Source organism: Catenulispora pinistramenti, from assembly GCF_018274385.1.
Lineage (GTDB): Bacteria > Actinomycetota > Actinomycetes > Streptomycetales > Catenulisporaceae > Catenulispora > Catenulispora pinistramenti.
On record NZ_JAAFYZ010000115.1, the window covers coordinates 1 to 23,001 of the forward strand.

17 protein-coding genes are annotated in these 23,001 nt (G+C 70.3%); 9 read left to right on the forward strand and 8 right to left on the reverse strand.

Annotation, left to right across the window (positions count from 1 at the left end):
• Nucleotides 1-342, forward strand: a 342-nt coding sequence (locus KGQ19_RS28340; RefSeq protein ID WP_212014307.1) for a hypothetical protein, incomplete at its 5' end; no start/stop codon positions are given.
• 63 nt (nt 343-405) lie between these two features.
• On the opposite strand, the gene KGQ19_RS28345 is transcribed toward KGQ19_RS28340, so the two are convergent.
• Together KGQ19_RS28345 and KGQ19_RS28350 are read right to left on the reverse strand one after the other, a co-directional pair.
• Nucleotides 406-1,248: an SDR family NAD(P)-dependent oxidoreductase gene (locus KGQ19_RS28345; RefSeq protein ID WP_212014309.1), complete on the reverse strand. Its 843-nt coding sequence runs from the start codon at nt 1,246-1,248 to the stop codon at nt 406-408.
• A gap of 151 nt (nt 1,249-1,399) precedes the next feature.
• Entirely contained in the window at nt 1,400-2,707 is a 1,308-nt protein-coding gene (locus KGQ19_RS28350; protein ID WP_212014311.1) for a carotenoid oxygenase family protein, read from the reverse strand.
• 203 nt (nt 2,708-2,910) lie between these two features.
• On the opposite strand from KGQ19_RS28350, the gene KGQ19_RS28355 reads away from it, so the two are divergent.
• Nucleotides 2,911-3,633: a maleylpyruvate isomerase family mycothiol-dependent enzyme gene (locus tag KGQ19_RS28355; protein WP_230419576.1), complete on the forward strand. Its 723-nt coding sequence runs from the start codon at nt 2,911-2,913 to the stop codon at nt 3,631-3,633.
• Between the two features lie 11 nt (nt 3,634-3,644).
• Here the strand turns inward: KGQ19_RS28355 and KGQ19_RS28360 are convergent, their stop codons facing one another.
• On the reverse strand, nt 3,645-4,304 hold the full coding sequence (locus KGQ19_RS28360) for a TetR/AcrR family transcriptional regulator (protein ID WP_368862172.1): 660 nt from the start codon (nt 4,302-4,304) through the stop codon (nt 3,645-3,647).
• Between the two features lie 251 nt (nt 4,305-4,555).
• On the opposite strand from KGQ19_RS28360, the gene mshB reads away from it, so the two are divergent.
• The 5 genes from mshB to KGQ19_RS28385 all read left to right on the forward strand — a co-directional run bounded on the left by mshB (nt 4,556) and on the right by KGQ19_RS28385 (nt 10,619).
• Nucleotides 4,556-5,683 carry an N-acetyl-1-D-myo-inositol-2-amino-2-deoxy-alpha-D-glucopyranoside deacetylase gene (gene mshB, locus KGQ19_RS28365; protein WP_212014336.1) on the forward strand — a complete coding sequence of 376 codons (1,128 nt, stop codon included), beginning with the start codon at nt 4,556-4,558 and terminating at the stop codon, nt 5,681-5,683.
• Nucleotides 5,684-5,814: 131 nt separating this feature from the next.
• Nucleotides 5,815-6,471, forward strand: coding sequence for a TetR/AcrR family transcriptional regulator (locus KGQ19_RS28370; protein WP_212014338.1), 657 nt, complete (start codon nt 5,815-5,817; stop codon nt 6,469-6,471).
• Between the two features lie 98 nt (nt 6,472-6,569).
• Nucleotides 6,570-8,543 carry an ASPIC/UnbV domain-containing protein gene (locus KGQ19_RS28375; RefSeq protein ID WP_212014340.1) on the forward strand — a complete coding sequence of 658 codons (1,974 nt, stop codon included), beginning with the start codon at nt 6,570-6,572 and terminating at the stop codon, nt 8,541-8,543.
• Nucleotides 8,540-9,556: an enediyne biosynthesis protein gene (locus KGQ19_RS28380; protein ID WP_212014342.1), complete on the forward strand. Its 1,017-nt coding sequence runs from the start codon at nt 8,540-8,542 to the stop codon at nt 9,554-9,556. The genes KGQ19_RS28375 and KGQ19_RS28380 overlap by 4 nt, the downstream gene beginning before the upstream one ends.
• A 532-nt stretch (nt 9,557-10,088) precedes the next feature.
• Nucleotides 10,089-10,619 (forward strand): hypothetical protein, encoded by a 531-nt coding sequence (locus KGQ19_RS28385; RefSeq protein ID WP_212014344.1) that lies wholly within the window; start codon nt 10,089-10,091, stop codon nt 10,617-10,619.
• Here the strand turns inward: KGQ19_RS28385 and KGQ19_RS28390 are convergent.
• From KGQ19_RS28390 to KGQ19_RS28400, 3 genes are all read right to left on the reverse strand, one after another.
• Entirely contained in the window at nt 10,573-11,382 is an 810-nt protein-coding gene (locus tag KGQ19_RS28390) for an IS5 family transposase (RefSeq protein WP_212014346.1), read from the reverse strand. The genes KGQ19_RS28385 and KGQ19_RS28390 overlap by 47 nt on opposite strands.
• A 1,639-nt stretch (nt 11,383-13,021) precedes the next feature.
• On the reverse strand, nt 13,022-13,999 hold the full coding sequence (locus tag KGQ19_RS28395) for a DUF1702 family protein (protein ID WP_230419578.1): 978 nt from the start codon (nt 13,997-13,999) through the stop codon (nt 13,022-13,024).
• A 337-nt stretch (nt 14,000-14,336) separates the two neighbouring features.
• The gene (locus tag KGQ19_RS28400; protein WP_212014350.1) at nt 14,337-15,797 is read right to left on the reverse strand and encodes an MFS transporter; all 1,461 of its coding nucleotides are present in this window, start codon (nt 15,795-15,797) and stop codon (nt 14,337-14,339) included.
• Between the two features lie 997 nt (nt 15,798-16,794).
• Here KGQ19_RS28400 and KGQ19_RS28405 point away from each other — a divergent pair.
• Nucleotides 16,795-17,598 (forward strand): helix-turn-helix domain-containing protein, encoded by an 804-nt coding sequence (locus tag KGQ19_RS28405; RefSeq protein ID WP_212014352.1) that lies wholly within the window; start codon nt 16,795-16,797, stop codon nt 17,596-17,598.
• Between the two features lie 111 nt (nt 17,599-17,709).
• Here KGQ19_RS28405 and KGQ19_RS28410 read toward each other — a convergent pair whose 3' ends face one another.
• Nucleotides 17,710-19,398: an MFS transporter gene (locus KGQ19_RS28410; RefSeq protein ID WP_212014353.1), complete on the reverse strand. Its 1,689-nt coding sequence runs from the start codon at nt 19,396-19,398 to the stop codon at nt 17,710-17,712.
• Nucleotides 19,399-19,607: 209 nt separating this feature from the next.
• Here KGQ19_RS28410 and KGQ19_RS28415 point away from each other — a divergent pair, with 209 nt between their 5' ends.
• Complete coding sequence (locus KGQ19_RS28415) at nt 19,608-21,446, forward strand: NAD(P)/FAD-dependent oxidoreductase (RefSeq protein ID WP_212014355.1); 1,839 nt, start codon at nt 19,608-19,610, stop codon at nt 21,444-21,446.
• Here the strand turns inward: KGQ19_RS28415 and KGQ19_RS28420 are convergent.
• A complete protein-coding gene (locus tag KGQ19_RS28420) occupies nt 21,436-22,743 on the reverse strand; it encodes a cation:proton antiporter (RefSeq protein ID WP_212014371.1) in 1,308 nt (435 codons plus the stop codon). The genes KGQ19_RS28415 and KGQ19_RS28420 overlap by 11 nt on opposite strands.
• Between the last annotated feature and the right edge of the window lie 258 nt (nt 22,744-23,001).

Consider the following 23,001-nt stretch of genomic DNA (forward strand, 5'->3'; position numbering starts at 1 on the left):
ACCGTCCTGGCCCTGGAAGGCTCCTTCGCCTCCGTCCTGGGCGGCGCCCCCGCCGCCGCAGTCGTCTTCGCCGGCGACGTCAACTCCCGCACCGCCAACGACCCCCGCATCCGCGACCTGGAAACCCGCATCACCACCGCCGCCGGCACCGACCGCGCAGCACTCACCGCGGAACTCGACGAACTCCGCGCCTCCGTCCGCGCCGAAAAACTCGGCGAAGTCGCCGCCGAATTCGACCGCGTCCACAGCATCCAACGCGCAGTTGAGGTCGGCTCAGTAGACGAAGTCATCAAAGCCGCCGAACTACGACCGAAGATCATCGCGGCCATCGGGCGGCGGTGAGCGGGACCGCGAAGCCGCGGCGACCTTCTGGTCGCCGCGGCTTACGGTGTGACGGCTGCGGTATTAAGGCGTGGGGAACTCCCTGGCCACGAACCGGTCGAACAGCCCGTCGGGCAGCACCCGCCGCAGTCCCAGTGCCCCCCGCGCCAGTGATCCGACCGGGTAGCGGGCCTTGGGCCGGCGGGCCAGGACCGCGCGCTCGACGGCCGCGGCGACCTTCTCCGGCGACACCGCGAGCCGGCCGGCGCGGGTGCGGCCTTCGTGGACGTCGATCGCCCAGGTCGCCAGCCGTTCGTAGAACGCCTGGTAGGCACTGTCCGAGCCGCCGGCGAACTGCATGATCGCGGTCTCGTAGAAGCGGGTGTGGACCGTGGCGGGCTCGATCAGCGACACGTGGACGCCGAACTGGGCCACCTCCAGGCGCAGGGCGTCCGCGTAGGCCTCGGTGGCGTACTTCGTGGCCTGATACAGGCCGCCGCCGGGCGGCGAGAGGCGGCCGAGGATCGAGGAGATGTTCACGACGCGGCCGGCGCCTTGTTGCCGCATCCCGGGCAGGACGAGCTGGGTCAGGCGCAGCGCGCCGAACAGGTTCGTCTCGAACGAGCCGCGAACGGTGTCCAGCGGCACGTCCTCGACCGCGCCGTGCACCCCGGATCCGGCGTTGTTGACCAGGACGCCGACCGCGCCGTGCGCGTCGACGACCTCCTTGACCGCCGCGACCGCCGATTCCTCGTCGGTCACATCCAGTCGCAGGGTTCGAATACCTCGGCCGGCCAGCTCGGCCAGGGTGCCGGTGTCCCGGGCCGTGGCCCAGACCGGCAGGCCGGCCTGGTGCAGCAGCAGGGCCGTGGCACGGCCGATCCCGCTGGAGCAGCCGGTGATCAGGACGGCGCGGGAGATCGCCATCGCCGGGTCTCCTTCCTCGACGGCGGGCGGCGCCGCGACCGCGGCGGCCCTTGTCGGCCAGTGTGGCCAGGCCGGGGCGGGGCGGGCATCTCCGTGGTTGCGCCGCCGGTCCGCTGCCGAGGACCAGGGGACTGAGATCCGGCGGATCACCTCACCAGGGGTCCGCGACCTGCCAGCACGCGGACGCCTCCCGCGGCCCGGTGCCGGGCAGTTCCACGGTGGCCACCGGGGGACCGGCGAAGTCGGCGGTGTCGATGACTATCACCTCGTCGCGTTCCTGGCCGATGTCCCGGACGGACACCAGGACCCAGCCGTGTCCCTCGGGAGCGGTCGGGGAGTACGGGACGAACACCGGGGCGCCGAACAGCCGGCCCGGTTTGGCGCCGTGCTGTTCGGTGGTGCCGGCCGCGAGGTCGTGGCGGAGCAGGCCGATGCCGCCGGGCCGCCGCCCGCGACCGGCGTCCAGCCGCCGGGTGAGGGCGTACCGGTGGTCGGAGCCCCGGTACCGCTCGTCGAAGCCCGCCAGGTCCTGGGCCGGCCGGCTGAGGCATTCCCCCCGGACGCCGCCGCCGGCGCCGGGTTCCACCCGCCACCGCCACAGTCCCGGCGCCGAGGCGGAACCGGCGGCTCCCACGGTGTCGACTCCCACGGTGTCGACTCCTACGGTGTCGGCTCCCACGGTGTCGACGGCCACGCCGCCGCCCCGCAGGTCGAACGCGTTCACCGGACGGTGCGCCGGCCCGGGCCCCCGGCCGGTACCCGGCGTGCCGACCCAGACGACGTCCCGCGCGCCGCCCTCGCGCGGCATGATCCCGACGCCGGCCGGCCCGGCGAACACCGCGTGCCGGTCGGTCAGGGCGAACACGTATCGCCGCGGATCGCAGGGCGTGGGGATCGGCTCGTACCCGCGCACGCTCCCGTGGACGTCGATCACGACGTAGTCCAGGGTCCGCGGGCCGGCGACCGCGGCGAACAGCTCGCCGGTCAGCGGATCGTGGACCGCCTGGGACGTGAACCCGGACGGCAGGGTGCCGTCGAAATCCCACCGGGCCCGGGTGCGCAGGTCCGGAGCCAGCTCGTAGGGCAGGGCGCCGTCGCCGAGCGCGAGCGTGCGGCGGTTGTGGCGGATGACCGCGGCGGCGGTGACGTCCGAGGCGCACCGCCGCGGGCCCGGGCTGGGGAGCTCGCCGGTCTGCCGGCAGACCTCGTCGGTGCGGATCCGCCGGGCCCGGAACCACTCGGCGCCGCCGTGCCGCAGCCGGAGCGCCGACACATACGGCTGGCCGTCCTGCGGGCCGATCCGGAACAGGGTGCCGTCCAGCTCCGGCGGCACGGCTCCCTTGACGGGCAACGCCGAGCAGTCGATGTCACCGCATGTGATGTCGCCGCGTTCGCTGCCGCTGCCCTTGATGTCACCGCGTCCGGTGTCGGCGGCAGTGCGCGGGTCCGGTAGTGCCATCGGAGCTCACCGTCCGAGCATATCAGTGTTACATAACAGTGTTCTTCGACTATCGGCGCGGCGCCGGGCCATGTCAAGGGGCGGCACCCTCAGCACCGTCAAAGAAGCAGCCGCCCCGGCGTCCGGCCGATACTCGATGTCATCATCGCCAAGGACCCAGAGAGGCGGAATCAGCCGTGGTCAGCAGTGTGTACACGGACCTGATGGACGACGGGGACGAACTGGATGCGCTCGTCCCCCTTGACGAACAGTGGTACTCCCAGACCCCGGCGCCCGGGTGGACCGTCGGCCGCCAGGTCGCCCATCTGGCCGACGTCGCGGCGATGGCGCGGGCCGCGGCGGCCCGGACCGGACCGGACGCGAACGGCACCCCCCGGCGACCGCTGGAGTTGATCGAGGGTCCCGAGCCGACGGTGCGCCGCTGGCGCACTGAGCGTGCGGCCGCCGCGCGGGCTCTGGGCGCGGCGGAGCAGGAGCGCGATCTGCCCTGGCTGGGCGGCACGGCGGGACCGTCGCTGATCGCCGCCGCCTTGGCCATGGAGGTGTTCGGGCACGGGCAGGACATCGTCGACACCGTGGGGCGGGGGCGCACGCACACCGATCGGATCGGGCACGTGGTGTGGTTCGGGGTGCGCACGCGCGACTTCGGCTACCGGGCGCACGGCTTGGAGCCGCCCGAGACGCGGTTCCGCTTTGAGATCACCGCACCGTCCGGCGCCCTGTGGGGCTTCGGGCCCGACGACGCCGATCAGCGGGTCATCGCCCCGGCGGTGGACTTCTGCCTGCTGGTCACCTGCCGTCGGCACCGCGACGACGTGGACGTCAAGGCGGCCGGACGGGAGGCGGATCGCTGGCTGGGCATCGCGCAGTCCTATCCGGGCCCGGCCGGAGCGGGCCGCGGCCCCGGGCAGTTCCGACGGCGTTGAGTTCGGCGATGCTACGCCGCGGGCTCTTCGGCCGCCGGCCCGGCGCCGGCCAGCGCGATCGACGCCCGCGCCAGGTCCAGGTCGTCGCCCGAGCCCACCAGCAAGGTGCACACCTGGGCGTCGAAGCAGGTGTCCGCGTCATAGGGCTGGAACAGGTACCCGCCGATCTCCAGCGTGACGATTCCGTGGATCGACATCCACAGCTCGTGCGCCACCAACGTCGCGTCCCCGTCGCGGAACCGTCCGGCCCGCACACACCGCTCGACCGCCTTGACCAGGAGGTCCAGGGTGTACAGGCCGTGTGCGCGGTCCTCGTCGGTCAGGGAGAACCCGGCCAGTGCCGACCCGCCGAACATCACGGCGTACAGGTGCCGGTGCCGCAGGGCGTTCTCGCGGTAGATCCGGCCCAGGCGCACCACATCGGCCACCGGGTCCGCCGAGCCCGCCGAGGCGGTCAGGGCACTGTTCAAGCGGGCGAAACCCTCGTACGCCATCGCGCGGACCAGGTCGTCCATGCCGCCGAAGTACGTGTACACGGCCGACGTGGAGACCCCCACCTCCCTGGCCAGTTGGCGGGTGGACAACCCGTCGGGTCCGGACTCGGCCAGGATCGTCGCGGCCGCGTCGATGAGCGCGCGACGGATATCGGGCTGTGCGGGGCGAGGGCTCACGTCGACCATGATTACGCCTTCACCGCCCGCTGGGAATCGCAGGGCGGGCCGGCGGCGATACGGGCAACGGCAGAGAAACCGGCGCCGCCCGTGACCGGGGCCGGGCAAGTCAGCAACCTCAAAGAAACGTGGGGCAGCGCCGCTTGGAGATGCTGGTAACCCCTTACGAAGGTGCTCGGGCGGGCCGCGCGCCGCCGCCCCATCGGCGTGCGGCCCGGGGCCATATCCGAACCGTAGAAGAAGGCACGCCGATGACCTTGCCCCCCGACCTGTTGGACATGCCGTTCGCCCGCCTCGGCGACCGTCTCGGCAACCCTCTCAGGCTGCTGATGGTGCACGCGCACCCGGATGACGAGACCACCACCACCGGCGCCACCGCCGCGCTCTACGCCGCCGAGACCATCGACGTGCACCTGGTGACCTGTACCCGGGGTGAGCGCGGCGAGATCCTGGACCCGGAGGTCCGGCGCGCCGTGGACGCCGCCGCCGACCGCGAACAGGCGTTGGGCGAACTGCGCGTGCGGGAACTCGCCGTGGCCGTGGAGAAGCTGGGGATCAAGGGGTCACGCTTCCTCGGCGGCCCGGGCCGTTGGTGGGACTCGGGGGTGGCGGGCGCGGATACCAACGCCGATCCGCGCTCGCTCGTGGCCGGGGACCGCCGGGAGCAGGTGGACGCGCTGGCCGCGGTGATCCGCGAGGTGCGGCCGCAGGTTCTGGTCACGTACGACTCGCGCGGCGGCTACGGGCACCCCGACCACATCCGCGCGCATGAGCTGAGTCTGGCCGCCGTCGACCGCGCGGCCGAGTCCGATGCCGAGTCCGATGCCGGGTTCGCGGCCGGTGCCGAGGCTGATGTCGAAGCGATTGCCGAGCTCAATGCCGATGCCGGCACTGAGTCCGGTGCCGAGGCCGCGCCGGCCTGGAGCGTGGCGAAGGTCTACGCGGCCGTCGTCCCCTTCAGCGTCGTGCGCGCGGTCGCCCGCCGGCTGGGCACCGGCGGCGGCAGTCCCTTCGCCGCGCTCGCCGAGGCCTTGGCCGACGGGGTGCCGCCGGACCGCATCGACATCCCCTACGGCGTCCCCGACCATCTGGTGACCGCCCGGATAGACGCCCGCGACTGGCTGGACTCCAAGACCGCAGCCATGCGCGCGCACCGTTCCCAGATGCCGGCCGACGGCTGGTTCTTCAAGCTCGCGGCGATCGGCGACGGCGGCTTCGGCATGGAGCACTTCCAGCTGCTGCGCGGCACCCCGGGCCCCGTGGACGACGGCTTCGAAGCCGACCTGTTCGCCGGGCTGCGCGCGGTCGACGACGTGGACTGCGAACCCGACTTCGGATGGCCCGAGTACGATCAGGAGCCTGCCGCGGAACTGCCCTGACCGGATTCCTCCGGCCGGCGCCGGGCCCCGCGCGCCGGCTCGCTCGCCGCCGCGACTGCCCATCGGGCGTATATCGGTGTTACGTAACAGTGTTCTTCCCATAACGCCGCCAGTGATGGAGCATGTCCAGGGTGAGTCCTCGCCGGGTGCGGACCGATCTGCGCGACGCCCTCTTGGAAGCCGCCGCCCGCATCCTGGCGCGGGACGGCTCGGTCGGGCTGAGCACCCGCCGCCTGGCCAAGGAGGTGGGCAGCTCGACGATGGCCGTGTACACCCACTTCGGCAGCATGGACGACCTGGTGCGGGCCGTCGTGCGCGAGGGGTTCGCCCGGCTGAACACCGCCATGGTGGCGATCGGCGACTCCGCCGATCCGGTGGCGGACGTCGTGGCGCACGGCCGGGTCTACCGCTGGAACGCGCATCAGAACGCTGACCTGTACCAGGTCATGCTCGGCGCGCTGAACATCGCGGGGTTCTCCCTCACCGACGAGGACCGCCGGCACGGCCGCTACGTGCTGGACATCCTGGTCGCCTCGGTGCGGCGGTGCATGGCCGCCGGGCGGTTCGCCGACGGCGATCCGGAGTTGGTGGCGCACCTGTTCTGGACCGCGCTGCACGGCATGGTCACCCTGGAGCTCGGCGGCTACCTGTTCGCCCCCTACGACGCCGACCGGTGCTTCGAAGCCCAGGTGCACGGCCTGATCGTGGGCAACGGCGACGACAGCGAGAACGCCTGGGAATCCATGCGCCGCTCGGTCCCGATGGCGCAGGCGGTGCGGGGCGCGTGAATCGCGCGAATCCCGCCAGGCAACGCTAAAGAAGCGACCCCACCGCACGTCCCGTCATGTTTGTCAGGTATCGGAATCGAAACCTGGAGAGTGCATCCGTGCTGCGTGGAAGATTGAGAACGCTGGTCCCGGCCCTCATCGCCATCCTGTCTCTGCTCACCGTCTACGTGGCGGTGGGGAACCCGGCCGCGGCCGGCGAGGCTTCGCAGACCGCTGCGAAGTACTCGTTCAAGCAGCTGCCGATCGCCATGCCGCCGGGCTATGACGATCAGCAGATGAACACGATCCGCCAGGTGAACCCCGCCTACTACAAGATCCGCTCCTGGATGTCGGCGGTCGGGGCGAGCGTGGCGATCAACGACCTGACCGGTCACGGCCGCTCCGACGGCATGTGCCTGGTCGACACCCGCACCAACGACGTCATCGTCACCTACACCCCGACGGCCGTGCCGGCCGACCGGTTCACCCCGTTCGTGCTGAACCCCGCGCCGCTGCCGGTGGACGCCACCATGGCCCCGACCGGCTGCGCGGTCGGCGACTTCACCGGCGACGGCCGGATGGGCCTGCTGGTCTTCTACTGGGGCCGCACCCCGATCCTGTTCCTGCCCAAGGCCGGCGCCACCAGCGTCTCGCCGCAGGCCTACCAGCCCCAGGAGCTCGTCAGCGGCGTCGACGTCGACGGCCGCTACACCGGGCCGCTGTGGAACACCGACGCGGTCGCGATCGCCGACCTGAACGGCACCGGCCACCCCTCGATCGTCGTCGGCAACTACTTCCCGGACAGCGGCATCCTGGACACCCACGGCCAGAACAACATGCAGATGCCGAACTCGCTGTCCAGCGCCAACAACGGCGGCGGCCTGCACTTCCTGCGCTGGCTCGGCGCCACTGGCGGCGACCAGCCCTCCGTGCAGTACATCGAGGACCGCGACGCCGTTCCGTTCCATGACAGCACCGGCTGGACCCTGGCCCTGGCCACCGCCGACCTGACCGGCTCGGGCAAGCCCGAGCTGTACGACGGCAACGACTTCGGCCACGGCCACCTGCTCTACAACGAGTCCACACCGACCCAGCTGAAGTTCACCGAAGCCTACGGCCAGCGCACCCCGGGCACCCCGAAGTCCTTCGTCCTGGGCAACGGCTCCTTCAAGGGCATGGGCGTGGACTTCGCGGACATGAGCGACAAGGGCCACTTCGACTTCATGGTCAGCGATATCACGCAGCCCTGGGGCCTGGAGGAGAGCAACTTCGTCTTCCGCAACGACACCAGCTCCGATGCCCAGATGGCGTCCAAGCTGGCATCCGGCGTCGCGCCGTTCACCCAGGAGGCGCAGGGCGACGGGCTGGCCTGGAGCGGCTGGGCCTGGGACGTGAAGATGGGCGACTTCCTCAACGACGGCCAGCAGGACGTGGTGCAGGCGCTGGGTTTCATCAACGGCACCGTCAACCGGTGGCCGTGGATGCAGGAGATGGCCACCATGAACGACGACCTGCTGTCCAACCCGGCGATGTGGCCGAACTTCCAGCCCGGCGACGACGTGTCCGGCCACCAGCCGTTCGCGTTCTTCGCCAAGAACTCCCAGGGCAAGTACGTCAACATCGGCAAGGAGCTCGGCTTCACCAACGACACCCCGAGCCGCGGCATGGCGCTGGCCGACACCACCGGCAGCGGCCACCTGGACTTCGCGGTGGCCCGCCAGTGGGGCGCACCGGAGTTCTACGCCAACACCGCCGACGTCGGCGACCAGATGACCCTGAACCTCTACCGGCCCTCCACCGACGGCCAGGCCAACACCGGCCTGGAGGGTCCGGGCAGCCCGGCCTACGGCACCACGGTCACCATCCACACCCCCGGCCACCCGCAGATCGCGCAGCTGGACGGCGGCAGCGGCCACGACGGCTACCGCAGCTTCCAGGTCCGCTTCGGCCTCGGGATGAACATGGGGCCGCAAGACGTCACGGTCCAGTGGCACGACACCAGCGGTGCCCTGCACTCGCAGGACATCACCCTGACCACCGGCACCCACAACCTGATGCTGACCGACACCATCAAGGAGGTCCCGCAGTCATGACCGCCACCGTCTCCGACCCCCGAGCGGCCGGCACGCCCGGTCCGCGACCGGTGGGCCAGGCATCCGCCGCCCCGGCGGCCAAGCCGAAAGACGTCCACTACATCGCCCTGCGCAACTTCGCGATGTCCATCAGCGTCTTCAACATCTTCGGCTACACCCTGCTCGGCTTCGAACAAGCCTGGATCTTCCCGATCACCGCGGTCCTGGTCGCCTACACCACCGAGCTGACGCTGGAGACCATCCAGGCCTGGGCCCAACGCCGGACGCCCCGCTACCGGGGTCGGGGGATGCGCGGCGTCTACGAGTTCCTGCTGCCGGCGCACATCACCGCCCTGGCCGTCAACATGCTGATCTACACCAACGACAACGTCGGCCCGGTGATCTTCGGCGTGATGGTCGGCGTCAGCGGCAAGTACATCCTGCAGGCCCCGATCGCAGGCCGGGTCCGCCACTACATGAACCCGTCGAACTTCGGCATCTCGATGACGCTGCTGCTGTTCAGCCGCTGGGTCGCGGTGGCCCAGCCGTACGAGTTCACCGAGAACGCCAACACCTACTTCCGCATCATGATCGCCCTGATCATCGCCACCGCCGGCACAGTCCTGAACACCGCCCTGACCAAGCGCACAATGCTGATCGTCGGCTGGCTCGGCGGCTTCGCCATCCAAGCGTTCATCCGCCACTGGATCTGGCACGTCTCGCTCTTCTCGGCCCTGGGCGTGATGACCGGCGTCCCCTTCGTCCTGTTCAGCAACTACATGATCTCCGACCCGGGCACCACACCCTCCAAGGGCCGAGCCCAGTTCATCTTCGGCGGCTCAGTCGCGACGGTCTACGGAGTGCTGATGCTGCTCAACGTCGTCTACACACTGTTCTTCGCCACAGCGATCGTCTGCGCAGCCCGCGGTCTGGGCTGGTGGGCCGTGCACTTCTACCGCAAGCGCAAGGCCTCCGCCACGACCCGCACCGCGACGGCCACCGCCGACGCCGCCGGCCTCCCGGCAGCCGCCTGACCCGTCCCGCGGTGAAGCGCTCGGCTGGTTCGACCAGCCGAGCGCTTCACCGCGGGACGGTGTTGGTGAGTCCTGCTGACGGGGTGGGTGTATCAGACTTGGCGGATGGCTGAGTGGGGCCAGGTGGGGGAGATTGATGGCGACGATCACGTCAGATCGTTTTCAACGTTTAGGGTTTCGGGTTCGGATCTTTTTTGGGGTTGGAGTTTGCGGGGCGGGTTGCGGTTGGGGTGCGGGTTTCAAAGCTTTTTACGGCCTTCGGTCATGGTTGTGCCGGTTCGGGGTTCGGGGTGGTGGGTGTGTTTGTCGGCTGCCGGTTTCCGCGTTCACGACCCCGCCGCACCTCAGGCCTCTTCAACTCCAGCAAGTCAGAGCAAGGGGCACAGGCAAGATCAACGGCACAGGCAAGAGCCTGTTGTCTTTCCGAACGGGGTTCTTGGGCTGGGAAGATAGTCGCGTTTTGGGTGTGTAAGGGTTCGTTGTTGGTGGCAGTGTCGGGGTGCGGGTTGGTCCGATGCGGTAGGAGGGGTTCGTGGTCTCGGTGGATCAGTTGCTTGATGCGCGTGAGGTGGCGGTGCGGGCGCGGGTGGAGGGTTTGCGGGAGCAGGCCGGGCGGGTGGCTGTGGAGTTGGCCGAGGCGGAGTCGGCGCTGGAGCGTGTGGTGATCACCAAGGCGACGTTGGCTGCGGTGTTGGCCGAGGGTGGCTGCGTCGGTGTGTCGCCGCAGGCTGTTGATGTGCTGGCGGCGGCCGGTGCTGCTGCCGGCGAAGCTGGTGCCGCTGCCGCTGCCGCTGCCGCTGCTGGTGCTGGTGGTGTCCGTCGGGTGTCGGTGTGGCGGGCCGGGTTGGGTGGGGTGGATCTTCCGGTGAAGTATCGGCCGGTGTGGCAGGCGGTCTGCGATGCCGGTGTGCCGTTGCGGGCCGGGCAGGTGGCCGCAGCGCTGGGGTGGGGGACGGACCGGACGGTGGTGGAGGGGCTGCGTTACCGGCTTAAGCGTCTGGTGGCCGCGGGTTGGCTCACCGAGTTGGCGTCGGGGGCGTTTGCGCCAGGCGGCGGGTCATGACCGGCAGCATCGCCCAGCGCACCATAGTCTCGTGGGTTTCCGGTCTGCGCTCGTAGTCCCGGGCCAGCCGGCGTCGGCGGGTGATCCAGGCCAGGGTGCGTTCCACCACCCACCGGCGGGGCAGGACCACCAGGCCCCGTGCGCCGGCCGGGCGTCTGACGATCTCCAACACCAGGTGCAGTGTCGTGGCCACGATCGCCACCAGCGCCCCGGCGTAGCCGCCATCGGCCCAGACCTTCGACACGGTCGGGCAGGCCTGGCACAACCGGGCCAGCAGCGGTACCGCCTCGTCGCGGTCCTGCGCTGAGGCGCCGGTGACCAGGACCGTCAGCAACAGCCCCTGGGTGTCTACGGCGATGTGCCGTTTGGTGCCGTTGACCTTTTTGCCGGCGTCGAACCCGCGATCGGCGGCGGCCACAGTCTCTGCGGCCTTCACCGACTGCGAATCGATCACCGCCCCTGTCGGCTCCGGGCCACGTCCGGCCCGGACCCGGCATGCCCGGCGCAGCCGGTCATGCAACACCGTGAGCAGCTGCTGGTCACGCCAGCGGCGAAAGAACCGGTAGACCGCATCCCAGGGCGGGAAATCGGCGGGCATCGCCCGCCACTTGATGCCGTTGTCCACCACATACAACATCGCATCGATCATGACCCGGTGGCAGTAGCCCTCCGGCCGGCCACCGCGCCCGCCCATCCAGGCCGGCACCGGGATCAACGGCAGCACCTGCGCCCACTGCGCATCGGTCAGATCGGTGGGATACACCGGCCTGCGCTGCGGCTGATCACCGGCGTTGCCGTATCGGTGGGCCAGACAATCGCACGAAACGCCGGGAAAGCCTTCACCGTTGCCCCGACCGGGCACAGAAGCGTAGAACAAGGAGCAACAGGGCCTTCCCGCTCGAGGACTTCGACACCCATCGAGCTACACGGAAGGCCCTGTTCTCATGCACCGATCAACCACGAACCACCCCAAAGCATGGCCTGCCATCCACAACGTTCGGAAAGACAACAGGCTCCAAGATCAAGGGCTGAAGGTCAAGGTCAAGGTCAAGGGCTGTGGTGAAGGGCCGGGCCTCCGGCGGGCCTCGGCAACCTCAGGGAAACTAGCGCGGTTCCCTCGGGTGGCCGGGTGAGTCTCAGCGGCTGCGGCCTGTGAGGTGGTGCGGTCCGTTCCCCTCGGTCGCGTCGTCAGCCCGGGGGGTACAGCACCGGTGTCCGGGGGTAAAGTCCGCGCGCGGCGGTTGGACGTGTGACCTGCGGTTTCGTGCAGCGCGAACTTGACCCCCGGCCACCGGCACTGTAGGCGAAGCCCTGCCGACGCGACCGAGGGGAACGAACCGAAAACCAGCCGGAGAAATACAAAACGCCGGGAACGAGGACACCGGTTGGCTGCTGCGGCTGCCGGTGAGGGCGTGGCGGCGGGTCGCTGGTTGGGTGGTCGACGACATGCCCGGGTGTAGTGCAGTTGACAGGCCCGTGTGCGGTGCTGGACGGTCGTGCCCGCGATGAGGGGCGAAGACCCGGACAAGACCCAGCTCGGCGACTACTGCAGCCGATTTCCGCCGATCTGTCTCAGCAACCTGCTATACCGGTGGTGGTATCGGTTGTTTGTTGCCGCCGTGCCGATCCGGCGCCCGCCAACCCGGAGCGCGCACCTCGGATACCGGCGCGCTGGCCAGCACCGGTACCGGCAGCTGAGCTCGCCGAGCCGCCGGTACCCGCACCCCCCGTTTTGTATTTCTCCGGCTGGTTTTCGGTTCGTTCCCCTCGGTCGCGTCGGCAGGGCTTCGCCTACAGTGCCGGTGGCCGGGGGTCAAGTTCGCGCCGTACGAAACCGCAGGTCAAATGGTCAACCGCCGCGCGCGGACTTTACCCCCGGACACCGGTGCTGTACCCCCCGGGCTGACGACGCGAGCGTGGGGAACGGACCGCAACCATCTCAGGAACCGCCGCCGCTGAGACTGGCTCGGCCACCCGATGGACTCGCGCTAGTTTCCCTGAGGTTGCCGAGGCCCGCCGGAGGCCCGGCTCTTCACCATGGGTTTGACCTTGATCTTGCTGTTGATCTTGCTTGTGTCGTTGATCTTGCTCTTGATCTGGCCTGTGCCCCTTGCTCTGACTTGCTGGAGTTGAAGAGGCCTGAGGTGCGGCGGGGTTGTGAACGCGCGAACCGGCAGCCGACAAACACACCCGCCGACCCGAACCCCGAACCGGCACAACTATGACCGAAGGCCGTAAAAGCATTTAAAACTCACAGACCAACCGCAACCCGGCCTGCAAACCCCAGCCCAAAATAGAGTCCCCGCAGCGTTACCTCAGTAATCGTCAGCGCCACCACGTCGTCAGCAGCACCACACCGTCAGCAGCACCACACCGTCAGCAGCACCACACCGCCAGCCGCACTAAGCCGCCGACGCCACAGCCAGCGCCGCAGCGATCCGCTCCCGCCACACCTCGAACGCCGGCTCCCCAGCCGCGGTCCGCTCGGACGGATCGGGGAACGCCCCCAGACACACCCGCGCCGCCTCGTCGGGCGTGACCCCGGCCAGCAGTCCGGTCGCCAGCGCCGTGTGCGGCGTCTGATTCCCAGCCCGCACCCTCGCCGTGGCGGCGAACGCGCTGGCCTGGGCGACCTGCGGTGCGTAGTGCCGGGACCGCTGCTTGAACACCCGCAGCTCGGACTCGTCCAGCCCGCCGGCGTAGGTGACGGCCAGGGCGGAGCCCGCGTACAGGTCCGCCCGCCGTGTCTGGGGGAAGGAGTCGATGGCGTCGGCGAGCCGCTGTGGGTCGGCGCCGTGTACGAACCACATGGCCCGGCCGATGCCCTGGTCGACGACCCGGTTGGCGTATGCCGCGGGTCCGGCTTGCGGCCAGGGGAAATCGGCCCGGGTGAACTGTCGGTTCACGTACTTGTCGGTGTGGAAGTAGGCCTGGTGGAAGCCGTATCCGTCCAGGATCAGCCAGCGTAGGACCGGATCGGTCAGGCTGTCGGTCATCCGGCCCCAGAATGCGCGGGGCAGGCGGGCCAGGGCCCATCCGACGCCGACATAGATCATGTACACGTGGTCCGCGCCCCGGCCGTCGATGAGGTCGGCTGTCATGTGCCGGCGCCGGGGGGCGATGGCGTCCCGGACGGCGAACCCCATTCCGGCGCCCTCGTAGGCGAAGCCGCGGTAGTCCCGCGGCAGCGTCGCCAGCCCGCTCTCGGCCTCCCAGGCCGGTCCGGCCTGCGCCGCGAGGGCGTAACCGGCCAGGAACATGGCACCGGCGGTCTCCAGTTGTTCCTTCGCCTCCGGGTTCTTCTCGTGGAAGCCGCGCCGTTTCAGTTTCGTCTGCGAGGTGCTGGGTGTCAGAATGCGGCGTCGCGACGCCGCCCACATACCGGTCACTGCGGAATCCCTTTCGGCGAGAGTGCTTCGGGTTTGCCCCGCTTTCCGTAGCATGCTCGCCGCTGCCGGGGCGCCACGACTTCTCGGAGTTTGCCGAGCCGGAAGGGCGATCGGGCGATCGCGGCACGAGGGACGATCGCGCACGAGGAGCGATCGCGGCACGGGGGTCGTGGGCGGGAAGTGAACCAGGACTCTGCCAGCGTGACGGAAACCGTCCGCTGACAGAGCCCTGATTACTCGGCGGCCCGGCACGGCTACCGAGTCCTGTTGACGCACGGGGTGGCGATGACGGCGCCGCCGGCCGGCGGCGCCCGTCGCGCGCCCCTGCTCAGTCGGCGACCGCGGTCGGCACCGGCGCGGCTTCCGGCAGTCGGTTCGCTTGTTCGGCGCTGGCCTGCATCTGGGCCCGGGACTGACCCAGCAGCGACGGGACCAGTGCCACCAGGCCCACCGCGGCCGCCACCAGAATCGTGTACTTCACGCCGTGCATGAAGTCGGCGTGCGAGGCGAAGCTGCCGTTGGCCGTGAACACCGCGGACGACGCCGCGATCCCGAACAGGCCGCCGGCTTCCCGCAGTGTGTTGTTCGAGCCCGAGGCCACTCCGGAGTCGCGTAGCGGCACCGCGGCGATCGAGGCGTTCGCCATGGTCGGGAACACCAGGGCGATTCCGGTGCCGGCCACCAGGAACGGGGCGATCAGCGAGGTGTAGGACACCCCGGCCGTGATCGTCTCTCCCAGCCACAGGTAGCCGCCGGCCATCATCAGCAGGCCCAGCGACATCACCGGGCGGGTGCCGATGCGGTCCGACCACAGCCCGCCGATCGGGGCGAAGACCATCGGCGGCAGCGTGAACACCAGCATCCTGGTGCCCGATGCCAGCGGCGAGTACCCCATGCCCTGCTGGAGCATCTGCGCGATCCAGAACACCGTGCCGATCAGGGCGAACCAGAACAGGAACGCCACCGCACCGGCCGAGTTGAACGAACGCAGCTTGAAGTACTCCAGCGGCATCATCGGCATCTCGGTGCGGCTCTCCCACCACAGGAACGCCGTGATCAGCACCGCACCCACGACCAGCCCGCCGATCACCTGGGCGCTGCCCCAGCCCACCTCCGGAGCCTTGACCGGCGCCCAGACCAGGGCCAGCAGCCCCAGCCCGATCAGCGGCAGGCCCACCAGGTCCAGCCGCGGCCGTGGACCACGGCTCTCGGTCAGCAGGAACCGCGACAGCACCGCGGCCACCAGGGCGAACGGCACGTTGATCCAGAAGATCCACTGCCAGTTGATCCCCTGCAGGATCGCGCCGCCGACCAGGGGCGCCAGCGCCACCCCCAGGCCCGTGATGCCGCCCCAGATCCCGATGGCCATCCCGCGTTTCTCCAGCGGGAACGCCTCACTGATCAGGGTCAGCGACAGGGGCAGCACAATTGCCGCGCCCGCGCCCTGGACCGCCCGCCACCCGATCAGCTGCCCGGCCGAATCGGCCGTCGCGCAACCGATCGACGCCGCGGCGAACAGCAGCAGGCCGATCACGTAGAGGTTCCGACGGCCGAACCGGTCGCCCAGCGCCGAGGCGGTCAACATCAACGAGGCGAACGACAGGTTGTAGGCGTTGATCGTCCACTCGAGGTCGGCCAGGTCGGCGTGCAGGTGCGACTGGAGCGTCGGCAGCGCCGTGGACACCACCACGATGTCCAGCGACGTGAGGAACGTTCCGATCGAGGCCAGGACCAGCGTCGCCCCGATCCGCTGCCGGCCGCCGGCGTCGGCGACCCCCGGGGCGCTCATCGTCGCCACCCCCGGCCGGTGACGGCGGTGGACATGGCCGGCGCCACACCCCGATATCTCACTAGATAGCTACCGCGTTCCACGGCAGTTCCTCCGTTCAAGTACACACGGCGAAGAGAGAGCCGCCCACACGGCGAACGGCCGGTGCCCGCGAACTCGCCTCACAGGTTCATCTGTAAAGACCAGAACCGGCGCGAAAACTCACCGCGCTGTGGCGGCTTCGTCACTCCCGGGTGGGAATCGGCCTGGTACCGCGGCCGGTGACCGGGATGTCCGCACTTGTCGGCCGGACCTCCCGCCGGCGGCGCAGGCGATCCGCCGGCGGATATGAACACCCGTCCGCCCCGGGCGAAACGCACCGCGTCCAGGGGCGGAAAGATAGGATTTCGGCCGCCGCATGGAATAGTCCAGCATTATTCGAAGGCGATAACCCGCGCTGCCTTTGGTTGATCTCCGTGCGATGCCGGGGCCACTCGTCCAGTCATTCGAAATCCGACATTGCGACGCTGTCGCCGGCGACGCCCCGAACAGCGGCTCGGCAACGATATCGGTGGTTGCGTGCGCCTCGCCGAGAGTGTGCGATTCGGCATATTCCGCGGCGCTCCGGGCAAGCGCGGAGAAGTCACTTGTTCGTCAGTCCGCTGATACTCACAGTAAGCCTGGGTGGAGTTTTGCCGGAGAAAGCCTGGAAGGCCCGGATCATGCTCAATCGGCAGGCCCGCGACGGAGGGGAACACATGAGTTCACAGGCCGAACCGGCGGCACGCTCGCTGAGCCGGGGTCGTCGGACCATCCGGGAGCCGTCGCCGACCACCGCGGCCACGACCCGCCCGCGTGCCGGCGGGCGGCCGCGATGGCCGTGCGGCCGGCTGCCGAACGACCGGTCGCCGGCGGTGGCGGCGGCCCGGCGCCGATCATCGAGGCGGGACTGCGCGAGCCCGCGGTGGTGCCCTGATACGAGTTCTCGCCTGGCACGGAGCACGGGAGACCTGAGACGGTGGACCTGACACAGCTAGCGATCGAACAAGCCATAGCCACGATGTGGAACCGGTATGACGAACCGTTGTCGCTGGCGGAGATCGCCGACTCCGCGATCATGAACGAGTTCTGCTTCCCCCGGGTCTTCCGGTCCATGACCGGTGCCTCGCCCGGCCGGTTCCTGTCCGCCATCCGGGTGTTCAAGGCCAAGCACCTGCTGCTCCAGACCCGGTTGAGCGTGACCGAGATCGCCTACCAGGTCGGCTACAACAGCCTGGGGACGTTCACCAGCCGGTTCAGCCGCGGTGTCGGGGCCCCGCCGGGGAGGTACCGGGCCAAGTCGCAGGCCGGCGGACACCGGGTGATCGACATGGCGCCGCTGCCGCCCAGCGGGTGGACCGGGGAGGTGATGGGGTCGGTGGTCGTGCCGGAGCGCGGGACCGCCACACGGACCTACGTGGGGCTGTTCTCCAGCCCGGCGATCGAGGGGCTGCCGGTCTCCTGCGACATCGTCGACGGCTCCGGTGCGTACACGCTGCGCGGTGTGCCGTCCGGCAGCTGGTACGTCCGGGCCGCGGCGGTCCGCACGCAGCAGGTGGACCCGCGGCCGTGGGCCCGGCAGCCACGCTTCGTGGGCCCGGGGGAGAAGGTGACGGTGGGCCCGGACGAGTGCGCGGTCAAGCTGGACATCGATCTGCGCGCCGCCACGATCCTGGATCTGCCGATCCTGCTGGCCCTGCCCGAACTGGACAATTTCGGGCCGCCGACGGCCGGGGAGCTGGTGACGATCGGCGGCCCGGGGCCGGCGGGCGTCGTCCCCTAGGACGTACTGCGGAACTCGGGCGGGGCGCGACGGCACGCGGCCTCTGGCTGCCGCAGGCACAGCGGGCGGCCAGGCCGGCGCACCTCGCCCGGCGCGCCGGCGTCAGGGTTCTCAGACGGGTTCGCCCACCAACTCCTCCCCGGCGATGGCTTCCAGGGAGCGGCCCTTGGTCTCGGCGCCGATCCACCAGAACGCCAGGATCGCCGCGGCCAGCGGGACGGCGCCGATCACCGCGGTCTGGGCGATCGAGGGCACCGTGGCGCGGGCGACGACCACGGCGAGGATCAGCACGCCGCCCAGCTTCGTCATCCCCGCGGCCAGACCCGCGCCGCGGGTGCGGACCCGGGTGGGGTAGACCTCGGCGGCGTAGCCGACCGCGACGGCGGCCAGCGAGCTGGTCCCGGACAGCGGCACCACGAGCAGGACCGACAACAGCAGGCGGTTGTGGGCCAGCGAGTCGCCGGCCACGACGAACCCGATGAGCGTGGCGGCCGTGAGGACGCAGAACGCGATGATGGTGCGCCGGCTGCCCAGGACCCCGTACATCCAGGCCGCCAGGATCGTCAGCGGCAGGCCGATCAGGGCCGCGTTGCGCACGACGTAGTCGGAGGCCACGGCGCTGTAGCCGAGCCGCTGGATGTTCGTGGGCACCCACTGCTGGAACCCGTACGTCACCAGCCCGACACCCAGCCCCAGCAAGGCGATCGCGATGCTGGTGCCGAGCATCGGGCGGCGGACGAAGTCGATGACGGAGCCCCGGTGCGAAGCGGGATCGGCCTCCAAACCCGGACCGGTCGGCGCCGGGTCGGTCGGCGCCGTATCGGCCGCCAAGCCCGGACCTGCCTCCGGCGCCGGGACCGTGCTGACCACCGCGCCGTACCGGGCCATGACCGCCTCGGCCTCCTCGACCCGGCCGCGCGTGATGAGATACCGCGGCGACTCCGGGATCCACCTGTTCAGCGCGATCAGCAGCAGCCCGGTGGGCAGCCCGATCAGCCACATGATCCGCCAGCTGTAGTGCGGCGTCAGCCAGGCCGACAGGGAGCTGACGAGCACGTAGGCCGCCGCCACCTCGCCGCCGACCAGCATCATGGTCCAGCCCCGGTGCCGCTTGGGCATCGTCTCGGACAGCAGCGTGAACGCCACCGGCAGCATGCCGCCGGCGCCGATCCCCATCAGCAGGCACATCACCAGGTTCCAGCCGAAGCTGGGCATCGTGCCGCAGATCGAGGTGGAGACGAACAGGATGCCGGCGAACATGATCGAGGCGCGCCGCCCGATCCGGTCGCCGAGCGAGCCCCACAGCCACGAGCCCAGCACGGTGCCGCCGATGCCGAACAGCGGCAGCCAGGCCACGGTGGTGTGGCTGTGCTTGTTGGTCGGCAGCAGGTGGTACTCCTTGGCCACGCCGGGGGTGATGAACGACAGCGTCGCCGGTTTCATCACGTCGATGGTGACGGCCACGGCCATCACCATCAGCAGGATCACGTGTTGGGCCCGCAGCGGCGCGTCGTCCAGCGGCCGCACGCGGACCCGCGCCGCGGTGCGCGCGAGCTCGCCGCTGCGGCGTGGCAGCAGCCCGTACAGCACCAGCGGCAGGCCGGCCAGGATCAGCGTCATCCCGGTGACCATCGGCGCGTCCGGGCTCATGCCGGACATCTGATACCCCATGTGGCGGGCGCTGTAGTACATCGGCAGATGCAGCAGGACGCCGATCGAGCAGGCGGCGGTGCCGGCCCAGAACGCGACCGGGTGCTCGAAGCCGCGCACCGCGCCGCCGCGTGCGGATGTGTTCGCCATGGTGATGTCCGTGCCTCCTGATCGGTAGATGAAGTGGTCCAGAGCAAGAGACATCCTGGGTGCGGGCCGTGATGGTGTCTTCTCTCTGCGTGCCCAGTTCCCGGGCAACGCCGGAGAAGGCTTCGCGGGCGCGCCTTGGCCACGCTGAAGAGACGAGGGCCCGCCGCAGGCGTCCCTGCCGTCTCCCGCACAGTGAGGTTGAGGTATCCGTGACCGACGACCGTTATGACGTGGCCATCCTCGGATCGGGGATCGGCGGTTCCATGCTGGCGTGCATCCTGGCCCGGCACGGTGTCAGGACCCTGCTTCTGGAGGGCGCGACCCACCCCCGGTTCACCATCGGCGAGTCCCTCATCCCGGAGACCGGGATCCGGCTGCGGATCATCGGCGAGAAGTACGGGGTGCCGGAGATCGGCTGGATCGGCGCGTTCCACAAGCTGCGCGACAACGTGAGCAGCAACTGCGGCGTGAAGCGCTCCTTCAGTTTCATGTACCACAGCGAAGGACGGGAGCACCGGGCCGGCGAGGTGAACCAGCTGCCGACGCTCACCCCGCCGATCGGTCCGGACTCGCACCTGTTCCGCCAGGACGTGGACGCCTACCTGGCGGCGCTGTCGATCCAGTACGGCGCCACCTTCCGTCAGGGGACCCGGATCGAGGACATCAAGTTCGGCGAGGACGAGGTGGAACTGCACGCCGCCGGCGGCGTCAGCTTCAAGGCCAAGTTCCTCATCGACGCCTCCGGGATGCGCTCCATGGTCTCCGACCAGCTGGGGCTGCGCGACGAGACGCCGCGCTTCAAGACCGACACCCGCACGCTCTACACGCACATGATGAACGTCCCCAGCGCCGACCTGCTGCTGTCGGACCCGCAGCACCGCGGCGTGCCCTCGCCGCTGGGCCAGGCCACCATGCACCACATCTTCGACGGCGGCTGGATCTGGGTCATCCCGTTCAACAACCACCGGCAGGCGACCAACCCGCTCACCAGCGTCGGCATGATGCTCGACCGCCGTAAGCACCCTGATCCGCAGGGGCCGCCGGAGGAGGAGTTCCGCAGCGTCATCGCCCGGTTCCCGACCATCCGGCGGCACTTCGACGGTGCCGTCGCGGCCCGGCCCTGGATCGGCTCCGGGCGCCTGCAGTACTCCTCGCCGCACCTGCTCGGACCGCGCGTGCTCCAGCTGCCGCACGCCGCGGCGTTCGTCGACCCGCTGTTCTCCTCCGGCATGTCGGTGCTGACCGTGGCCGTCGACCTGATCGCCGAGCGGCTGTTGCGGGCGGTCCAGGACGACGACTTCGCCACCGAGCGGTTCCAGTTCGTCGAGGACGTGGTGAACACCGGATTCGACCACTACGACATGATCGTCTCAGGGGCCTTCGACTCCTTCGCCAGCTACGACACCTGGAACGCCTGGAACCGCAACTGGGCCCTGGGCAACATGCTCGGCGCGTTCGGCCCGCTGTCCCTGCTGATCCGCTACCTGCAATCCGGCGACCCCTCGCACCTGGCGAAGACCACCGAGCCCGGCCGGATCGGCGTGCTGGGCAGCCACCTGCCCAACGTGGTCGCCACGATGCGCGGCTCGCAGGACGAGATCGAGGCCGCCACCCGCGGCGAGATCACGCACGCCGAGGCCGGGCGCCGCATATTCGCCCGGTTGGGGGACCTGGACTTCGTGCCGAAGTACATGGGCTTCGGCAAGCCGGAGCAGGGCGCCACCGCGACGTTCACGCTGCTGTCCGGCGCGCGCCACGTCACCTGGTACCGCCGGCACGGCACCGCGGCGTGGAAGGAGAACTGCACTTTCCCGCTGCGCACCTATGCGCGCGAGGCCTTCAAGTGGGCGCTGGAGAGCCGGCGCGAGGGACAGCGCCGCGGCCGCAGCGGCATCCGCGACATCCTGTTCGCCGACAACCAGGACTGGCGCCATCTGCCGCCGGCGATGAGTGCCCACGGCCGGCTCTGGCCGGCGATCCCGCCGGCGGCCGAGCTCGCTGTGCCGGACAGCGAGCCGGCCGAGCCGACAGCGGAGGTCACCGCATAGCGGCGAGCCTGACCCTGCGTTCCTCCTCCGCCGGGGTGCCGCCGATCCGCGCCTCGGCCAGGCGCAGGATCGGCGGCGCCATGAGTGAGGTGGTGACCGCGACCAGCACCACGATGGTGTAGGAGTCGGTGTTCAGCACCCCGATCCGCAGCCCTACCGTGGCCACGATGATCTGGATGACGCCGCGGGCGTTCATCCCGGCGCCCAGGGCCAGCGACTCCCAGCGGTCCAGCTTCGCGGTCACCCCGCCGAGGAAGGCTCCGGCGAACTTGCCCACCGCGGCGATGGCGATCGCCACGATCGCGGCGGCCAGGACCGCCGGGTGCCGCAGCACTCCCAGGTCCATGCGCAGCGCGGCGGTGGCGAAGAACAGCGGGGCCAGGACCGAGGCCACGACCGTCCGCAGCGGTGCCAGCCAGCGCAGGTCGGCCTCGGCCGCGGTGCCGACCACCAGGCCGCCGACGAACGCCCCGAACGAGGCCTCCAGACCGGCGGCCTGCGAGGCGGCCGCGCAGCCCAGGAACACCGCCACCACGGTCGCCACCACCGGACCCGGCGCCGAGCCGCGCCCGGCGCGCCCGATCACCCGCGCGGCCAGCGCCCGCCCGATCGTCACCGCGCCGAGCACGATCACCGCCAGCCACACCATCGACTGCCACGGGAAGTGGTGGGCGCCGGCCGCCGCCATCGCCGAGACCACCGAGAGCAGCAGCCAGCCGGCGACGTCGTCGGCCACCCCGGCGGCGATCGTGAGCTGGCCGAAGTCGCGGTGCAGCAGACCCATGTCGTCCAGGGTCTTGGCGATCACCGGCAGGGCGCTGACACACATCGCGACCCCGGCGAACAGCGCGAAGTCGGTGCGGTCGGCGCCGTGGCCGAGCAGCGAGGCCGGGGCCAGCCGGCCGGCCGCGACGCCCATCGCCAGCGGCAGCGCCAGGCCGAACCCGGCCACCCACAGCGCGACCCGGCCGCGCCGGCGCACCAGGTGCAGGTCGATGTCGACGCCGGTCAGCCCGACCAGCAGCAGCACGCCGAACTGGGCGACGCCGTCGAGCAGATGCACCTGCTCGGCCTGGGGCGGGAACAGCCAGTGGTAGAGGCGGGGAACGGTGTGGCCCAGCAGCGAGGGCCCGAGGACGAGCCCCGCGCACAGCTCGCCGCACACCGCCGGCAGGCCGAAGCGCGCGGCCAGGCGGCCCAGCAGCACGGCCAGCAGCAGCAAGGCGCCGGCCGTGACGATGAGGACGAGCAGGCTGTGGCCGCCCAGCGGGGCGGCGGGGATGGACGTGGACGGCATGGAGCCTCCCTGGTGTCGAACCCGACGGACGAGGCCTCATGGTCTGCGCGGGCTCCGGGGCGTTCCTTCTTCCAAATTGCTGTGCCCGCGCCCGGACCTTCGCAGCCTTCTGCCTTGGGCACGGCTGGAGAAGCAACCGCCGCTCCGGCGGCCGAATACTTCCGAATCATCGACACATTCACGCCCATGGAGGGAGATCACGGTGTTGCCGAACGAACAGCACGCCGCGGCGGACCGGATCACCGGGGAGGTGGCGAG

Coding starts and splice junctions, on each gene's coding strand:
- KGQ19_RS28345 (WP_212014309.1), bottom strand. CDS start 1,248: ATGGCGATCTCCCGCGCCGTCCTGATCACCGGCTGCTCCAGCGGGATC.
- KGQ19_RS28350 (WP_212014311.1), bottom strand. CDS start 2,707: ATGGCACTACCGGACCCGCGCACTGCCGCCGACACCGGACGCGGTGAC.
- KGQ19_RS28355 (WP_230419576.1), top strand. CDS start 2,911: ATGGACGACGGGGACGAACTGGATGCGCTCGTCCCCCTTGACGAACAG.
- mshB (WP_212014336.1), top strand. CDS start 4,556: ATGACCTTGCCCCCCGACCTGTTGGACATGCCGTTCGCCCGCCTCGGC.
- KGQ19_RS28380 (WP_212014342.1), top strand. CDS start 8,540: ATGACCGCCACCGTCTCCGACCCCCGAGCGGCCGGCACGCCCGGTCCG.
- KGQ19_RS28395 (WP_230419578.1), bottom strand. CDS start 13,999: ATGTGGGCGGCGTCGCGACGCCGCATTCTGACACCCAGCACCTCGCAG.
- KGQ19_RS28400 (WP_212014350.1), bottom strand. CDS start 15,797: ATGAGCGCCCCGGGGGTCGCCGACGCCGGCGGCCGGCAGCGGATCGGG.
- KGQ19_RS28410 (WP_212014353.1), bottom strand. CDS start 19,398: ATGGCGAACACATCCGCACGCGGCGGCGCGGTGCGCGGCTTCGAGCAC.
- KGQ19_RS28420 (WP_212014371.1), bottom strand. CDS start 22,743: ATGCCGTCCACGTCCATCCCCGCCGCCCCGCTGGGCGGCCACAGCCTG.